We start from the raw sequence: 6,444 nt of genomic DNA, 5'->3' as shown, positions 1-6,444 counted from the left end.
TATAGCGCCAAACCTCGTCGCGGTTGGTGGGAAAGGGCATGGCCTCAAAGGTCCGCAAGGCGGCGCGGCGCTCTTCGGCCAGCCAATTAGGCTCGTCGTATTTGTGAATGATCGCCTCGACGCTCTTTTCAAAAAGAACCGGATTATCTGTCAATGGTTTCATGTTTCTCCTTCACAGTTTCTCCTTCACAATCGGTCATCACCAATAATTAGGTGCGCGGCTGGTATGGGCAACTGCCAAAATTAGTAGCAAGTCGCCGGTGAGCACGTACAAAACAGCATAGGGAAAGCGGTGGAGCAGGCGGCGACGAACGCCCTTCGGACTGATGGCAGGAGCGGCCTCGGGGAACTCGAGCAGTAAATCGACGACGGCGTTTAGCTCGCTGCGGAAAGTTGCCCCGAGACCTGAACGTTGTGCCTCCAGATAGGCTTCGATTTCAAGAACTTCCTCCAGAGCGGCTTCACTGTAAGCCTCACGGTACGGCTTTGCGGACACGCTGCCGGGCCTCCTCGCCCGAGATAATCCGCATCTTGCCCCGCTCGACCAAGTCCAGCCGCCTTTCAGCCTCCTCCAGCCAGAGCGCCGCGATCTCTTCCTTGGCGGGTTGCTCGATAGTTTGCAACAACGCCTGCGCCAGTGCAGCCCGCTCTCTCAAGTTGAGATTTAGCACCAGCGTTTTAACTTCCTCAAAGCTCACAGGGTGCTCCTCCTTAGCGCAACTGCGAGCTGAGAAATTCTTTGACTTCTCGCCCCGTCATATGCAGCCAGACAGCCCCGCCCTCAGATTCGTGAATCAGCTTGAACTCGAAGAAAGGGCAACAAAGGCGCTCGAGGCTCACGTACTCAGCCACCTTCATCCAGGTCGATTCATCTGTGGCGAAGCGAAAAGCGTAGCCATCAGGAAGTTCGCGGGTTTCAACAGTTGCTTGCCTAAGACTTTCCAACAGCCGGTTATACCTTTCGCGTTGCTTGGGCGTAAATGCCGCGAGATTACAAGCAACGGGTGACGGCTGAGCGGCCTGAGCCATCGTTAGCCTACACTCCCTTCCATCTCGAGCTCGATCAGTCGGTTCAGCTCGACCGCGTACTCGAGCGGCAATTCCTTGGCGACGGGCTCCAAGAAGCCGCGGACGATCAGCGCCGCCGCCTCGGCTTTTTCCAGGCCGCGCGACTGCAGATAGAAGATCTGCTCGTCGTTCAGCTTGGACACGCTGGCCTCGTGGCCGACGTGGGCGGTCTTCTCGTTGATCTCGATATAGGGGTAGGTGTCGGTCTTGGCGCGATCGTCTAGGAGCAAGGCGTCGCACTCGACGTTCGAGCGGGCGTGGGTGGCGCCTTCGTAGATCTTCACCAGGCCGCGGTAGGAGCTCCGGCCGCCGTCCTTGGAGATCGACTTGGAGACGATCGACGAACTGGTGTTGGGCGCGGCGTGGATGACCTTGGCGCCGGCGTCCTGGTGCTGACCTTTGCCGGCGAAGGCGATGGAGAGGACCTCGCCGCGGGCGCCCTCCTCGAGCAGGTAGGTGCTCGGGTACTTCATCGTCACCTTCGAGCCCAAGTTGCCGTCGAGCCAGCCCATCGAGGCGTCCTTGTAGACCAAGGCGCGCTGGGTGACCAGGTTGTAGACGTTGTGCGACCAGTTCTGGATGGTCGAGTAGCGCACCCGGCTGCGCTCCTTGCAGACGATTTCAATCACGCCGCTATGGAAGGAGTCGGAGTTGTAAGTCGGCGCGGTGCAGCCCTCGATGTAGTGGAACTTCGAGCCGACGTCGCCGATGATGAGCGTGCGCTCGAACTGGCCCATGCTCTGGGCGTTGATCAAAAAGTAAGCCTGCAAGGGCACCTCGATCTCGACGCCCGGCGGCACGTAGACGAACGACCCGCCCGACCACGCCGCCGAATTGACCGCGGCGAAGTAGTTGTCCTCGGGGGGCACAACGGTGCCGAAGTACTCCCTGAAGAGCTCGGGGTGCTCCTGCAGACCGGTGTCGGAATCCAAGAAGATGACGCCCTGCTTTTGCCACTCCTCCTTGAGCGAGTGGTAGACCATCTCCGACTCGTACTGCGCGCCGACGCCCGCCAAGGCCTTCTGCTCGGCCTCGGGGATGCCCAGCCGGCGGTAGGTCTCACGGATCTCCTCGGGCACGTCCTCCCAGGAGTTGCTGCCCTTGCGGTCCTGGGGGCGGATGTAGAAGTAGATGTCGTCAAAGTTGAGGGCGCTCAGGTCCGGGCCCCACTTGGGACGGCCCTTCTTCTCGGCGATCGCCAGGGCCTTGAGCCGAAACTCGAGCATCCAGGCGGGCTCGTTCTTGTGATAGCTTATCTGCTCTATCACCCGGCGGTCGAGGCCCTTTTCCGAGCGGAAAAAGTACTCTTCGGGCAGGCTGAACTCGTACTGCTTGGTGTGCTCCATGCCTTGTAGGTTGCTGTCGGACATTAGTTTCTCCTTACCTGCTAATCACAAAGGCGAGCCTGCCGCCGTCGGGACTGACGGCCAAGCGGCCAATCCCGCTCACGCCGGCCTCGCTAAAGTCCATAAAGGGCTGCCAGCCATCCTGGCCTTCTTGCCAGCTGTAGATGGTGTCGTCCTGCGCCATGAGGAGCGTGCCGTCCGGCATCCAGGCGTGGGCGTCTACGCCAGGAAGGGTCTCCACTACGGAGCGCGTCTCCCGGCTGACGGCGTCGAACACGGCGATAACCGAGGTTTCGTCGTCCTGGCGCTGAACGTAGCTCACCGCCTCCTGGTCGGGCAGCCCCTGAACGCTGACGCCGATGTTTTCGGCGACAACCTCGGCCTCGCCCGTCGCCGTGTCCACGACTTGCAAGGTAAAGGGTTGCCCGTCCTCTCCCTCGCCGACGATAAAAAACACCACGGTTTCCGGGTTGGCGAAGGCGTAGTAGCCGGTGCGGTAGATGCCCTCGGGGTGCGGCTCGGCGCCCTCGCCCGCTAGATCGAAGCGCCAGAGGCGCTGCGTGACGCCGTCCGCTTCGATGCGCACGGCGGCGATATGCGAACCGTCCAGGGTGACGCTCGGCGAAAACTCGCTCTCCGGCGTCTCGGTCACGCGCTCGCTCTCGCCGCTCTCCAGCAGGTAGCGGTAGATATCGGTCTGGCCGTCCGCCTCCTCGGAGACGTAGAGGATCGCGGTGCCGTCGGGGGTAAACGACGGCTGGTTGTCGTAGCTCTCGTCGTCGCTGATAAAGGTAATGGCGTCCTCGGTGACGATGTGAGGCGCACCCTCGAGGGCGGGAAGATCGACCAGGAGAACATCGGTCGAGGGAAACTGCGCCAGTGCCGTCCCAGCCAGGGTGAGGCCGAGAACCAGCGTGAGCAGCGCAAATGGGCTTTTATACCGTCTACACATCGTCTTCCTCCTTAGTCTTGCTTAGTCTTGTCTGGTTCTTGAATCAGCGATCTCAACGGGCGAGCCGTGCGCCCGACGCCACCCTACGCAGCCGTCTGCTCCTTGATCCAGTCGTAACCCTTCTGGTCGAGCTCCATCGCCAGCTCCTTGGGGCCGTCTTGGATGATCTTGCCCCTGTACATGACGTGGACCTTGTCGGGCACGATGTAGTTCAAGAGGCGCTGGTAGTGGGTGATGACGAGCGCGCCGAAGTCGGGGCCGCGCGCGGCGTTGACGCCCTGCGAGACCACCCGGAGCGCGTCGACGTCGAGGCCCGAGTCGGTCTCGTCGAGCATGGCGTACTTGGGCTGCAAGACGAGGAGCTGCAGGATCTCGCTGCGCTTCTTTTCACCGCCCGAAAAGCCCTCGTTGAGATAGCGCTCGATGATGCTCTCGTCCCAGTTGAGCTCCTTGACGGCGTTCTGGACCCTGGTGTAGAGCTCCATCACGCCCACCTCATCGCCCTCCTCGCGCCTCGAGTTGACGGCCAGGCGCAGGAAGTTGGCGATCGACACGCCCGGCACCTCGACCGGGTACTGAAAGGCCAGGAAGAGACCCGCGCGGGCGCGCTCGTCGGGCTCCATCCCCAAGACGCTCTCGCCGTCGACGAGCACGTCGCCCTGAGTGACCTCGTAGACGGGGTCGCCGGCGATCACCTTGGCCAGCGTCGACTTGCCCGAGCCGTTGGGGCCCATGAGCGCGTGGACTTCGCCCTTGGGAACCGTCAGGTCGACACCGCGTAAGATCGGTTCACCGTTTACGTTTACGTGCAGGTCGCGAATTTCCAGCCTGTCTTGACTCACTTTGCACCTCGTTTAATACCCGTTAGAATATCCTTTGAATACCTGAGTTTGCGCGTTTGCGTCCGTCTGCTCGAGCCCGTTTTTAGGACTCATTCCGACTTTCAGTATACACAGCCCCCTCCGCCGAGTCGAGGGACGGGGATGCACAGCACTGGGCCTTCACCGGGACCCGCAACCACGAGCCCACGGCAGGTCCCACCATTCTAGCAGAATAATCCCGACAAAACCACTCGGATTTTACTCTGACAGTTCGGTTCACCTCGAGCTTATGGGGAGCCTTACGGCTTCCAGATCGGTATGGTTGAAGTCGTCCCCGACGAATGCCAGCACCTCGCCGCGATCTTTACTGCGATCTTTTGCCAGCGCGTACGTCATCACATCGCCGTAGTTGAGCTGCGCCCGGTGTCCCCGCCCTTTGCCGTAGCGAAGGTACGCCATGCGCGCTATATTGGCCTGTTCGGTGCTCAGGGGCACAATCTCGACCTTCAGCTCGAGGAGTAGCCGATCCAAGATCTCAAAGGCGTCTACGCTCGTGCGACCCGCAATGACAGCTTGCACCTCGACGAGCGATGCGGCCGAGAGCAGCCGGACCTCTTGACGCAACAGATAAGCGACGCTTGTTTCCCAGCCCGGCTCCTCGAAAAAAACGTGTAGAATGACGCTTGTGTCGACGACCATCAGGGCATGCCTAGTTCGTCCTCTATCTCGGACTTATCGGGTGCCTTCCCTCTATACGCGGGCAAGACATAGGGGTGAACGGCCTGCCTAATTGAGTTAATGACCGCCTCAGCTTCACGCTTGCCCAACAGCTTAGACTGGTAGAGTTCTAGAGCGTGGACGACCGCTTCGGTCTTGCCCTCTCCCGTGAGGCGGGTGATCTGCTCGAGCAGCAGACCTGCTCGAGCATTCTTGATGCTGAACTGGCGCATGCGCCTAGCATAACACGGTTTTGTAGAAATGACTAACTCTTTCTAGAAAATGTCGCATGGCTCGAGTTCGCGCAAAGCAGAAACGGCGCATCGAGGACCTGACTAGTGGTCCGTCAAGGCAGAAATGACGGATTGTCCCTGCGGGGTGCTGCGCGAACATTGCGAGCGAAGCGAAGCAATCTCCGATGAAGAGCGAGGCGTGAGATTGCCACGTTGCTTCGCACGACTTCGCCTCTTCGGGAAGCTGCGCGAATCCTGCGGAGTGCTTCGCGAAACCCGCTTCGCTCCTCGCAATGACCCATCAAAAGGAGACTGACAGACCACTAGTCTCGGCTAATCCCGCTGCGACTGGTCTGCCTACCGGCAGGGGCCTTGGAAGGGAGCGCGGGCTCGTAGGAAGTGACGGCAGCTAGCGAGGAGAGCACGGCCTCACCGAAGTCCATCTCTCGCCCCTTGGCCCACGCCTCTCCCAAGTCCAGCGCCCTCCCCTCGGCCCAAGCCGCGGCAAACCGCTCATCCCCAAGCGCGGCGCGGGCTTCGGCTACCAGGCGCTTATCGAGGTAGCAGGGATTCACCGACTCTCCGGTTGTCTCAGCGCCAGGCATCTCAGACCCAGACGTTTCACGCACCGCTTCCGTAGCGCCGAGAAAGCGCGCCGCCCCCTCAAAGTCGTTTTCATGATAAGCAACCTCGGCCAAACCTTGCAGACCCTGAAGCAGCGCGACCTCGCCCCCTTCGTTTCGCAGCGCGAGCCCGCGCCGCAAAAGCTCTTTCGCCCTGGTCAGGTCGCCCGTGTGGAGGGCGACTCGAGCCAGCGCGGGATAGAGCAGCGCCATCCCCTGCTTGTTGCCCAGCTCTCGAGCGAGCGCCAGACTCCCCTCGAGGTGCTGCGCCGCTTGCCGGTCGTCGCCGCTGTTCAGCGCGATGACCCCCAGGACGCGGAGCGCCTCCCCAAGCCCGTAGCGGTTGCCCAGCTTCCGGCAGAGGGGCAAACTCTCGCCCAGCAGGGCGGCGGCCCAGCGGTCGTCGCCGTGCTCGTGAGCGACGTGGCCCAGACAGTTGAGCGACAGACTCAGCTCCCAGGTGTCCCCGGCCTCACGCGCGAGGCTCAGGCTCTCGCGGAAGCGCGCCGTGGTCCCAGGGTAGTCGCCACGGGCCTCCGCGACGTGCGCCAGATGGTGGAGGCAAGCGGCCACGCCGCCCTTGTCGCCGAGCTGCTCGAACAGCTCGAGACCCGCCCCGAGGTGCGCCGCCGCGGCCCCGTAGTCCCCTTGCCGCCGCGCCAGCATGCCCGCGCCGCACCGCGC

9 protein-coding genes are annotated in these 6,444 nt (G+C 61.9%); all 9 read right to left on the bottom strand.

Annotation, left to right across the window (positions count from 1 at the left end; translation table 11 throughout):
• Positions 1–199: 199 nt before the first annotated feature.
• The gene (locus M3498_02495; GenBank protein MDQ3458165.1) at positions 200–496 is read right to left on the bottom strand and encodes a type II toxin-antitoxin system RelE/ParE family toxin; all 297 of its coding nucleotides are present in this window, start codon (positions 494–496) and stop codon (positions 200–202) included.
• A complete protein-coding gene (locus M3498_02490) occupies positions 474–698 on the bottom strand; it encodes an addiction module protein (protein MDQ3458164.1) in 225 nt (74 codons plus the stop codon). Before M3498_02490 ends, M3498_02495 begins: the two co-directional genes overlap by 23 nt.
• A 13-nt stretch (positions 699–711) precedes the next feature.
• The gene (locus M3498_02485; GenBank protein MDQ3458163.1) at positions 712–1,029 is read right to left on the bottom strand and encodes a hypothetical protein; all 318 of its coding nucleotides are present in this window, start codon (positions 1,027–1,029) and stop codon (positions 712–714) included.
• 2 nt (positions 1,030–1,031) lie between these two features.
• A complete protein-coding gene (sufB, locus tag M3498_02480; protein ID MDQ3458162.1) occupies positions 1,032–2,414 on the bottom strand; it encodes a Fe-S cluster assembly protein SufB in 1,383 nt (460 codons plus the stop codon).
• 34 nt (positions 2,415–2,448) lie between these two features.
• Positions 2,449–3,366, bottom strand: coding sequence for a hypothetical protein (locus M3498_02475; protein ID MDQ3458161.1), 918 nt, complete (start codon positions 3,364–3,366; stop codon positions 2,449–2,451).
• Between the two features lie 83 nt (positions 3,367–3,449).
• Complete coding sequence (gene sufC / locus M3498_02470) at positions 3,450–4,208, bottom strand: Fe-S cluster assembly ATPase SufC (GenBank protein MDQ3458160.1); 759 nt, start codon at positions 4,206–4,208, stop codon at positions 3,450–3,452.
• A 255-nt stretch (positions 4,209–4,463) separates the two neighbouring features.
• Complete coding sequence (locus tag M3498_02465; protein ID MDQ3458159.1) at positions 4,464–4,886, bottom strand: type II toxin-antitoxin system VapC family toxin; 423 nt, start codon at positions 4,884–4,886, stop codon at positions 4,464–4,466.
• Positions 4,886–5,137, bottom strand: a complete 252-nt coding sequence (locus M3498_02460; GenBank protein ID MDQ3458158.1) for a type II toxin-antitoxin system VapB family antitoxin — start codon at positions 5,135–5,137, stop codon at positions 4,886–4,888. The genes M3498_02465 and M3498_02460 overlap by 1 nt, the downstream gene beginning before the upstream one ends.
• Positions 5,138–5,460: 323 nt before the next feature.
• The coding region (locus M3498_02455; protein MDQ3458157.1) for a hypothetical protein at positions 5,461–6,444 on the bottom strand (984 nt) is incomplete at its 5' end.

The organism is Deinococcota bacterium, from assembly GCA_030858465.1.
Classification (GTDB): Bacteria; Deinococcota; Deinococci; order Deinococcales; family Trueperaceae; genus JALZLY01.
Note: the sequence above shows the minus strand (reverse complement) of the source record. Positions and strands in the feature narration are given on the sequence as shown.

Coding starts and splice junctions, on each gene's coding strand:
- M3498_02485 (MDQ3458163.1), bottom strand. CDS start 1,029: ATGGCTCAGGCCGCTCAGCCGTCACCCGTTGCTTGTAATCTCGCGGCA.
- sufB (MDQ3458162.1), bottom strand. CDS start 2,414: ATGGAGCACACCAAGCAGTACGAGTTCAGCCTGCCCGAAGAGTACTTT.
- M3498_02475 (MDQ3458161.1), bottom strand. CDS start 3,366: ATGTGTAGACGGTATAAAAGCCCATTTGCGCTGCTCACGCTGGTTCTC.
- M3498_02465 (MDQ3458159.1), bottom strand. CDS start 4,886: ATGGTCGTCGACACAAGCGTCATTCTACACGTTTTTTTCGAGGAGCCG.
- M3498_02460 (MDQ3458158.1), bottom strand. CDS start 5,137: ATGCGCCAGTTCAGCATCAAGAATGCTCGAGCAGGTCTGCTGCTCGAG.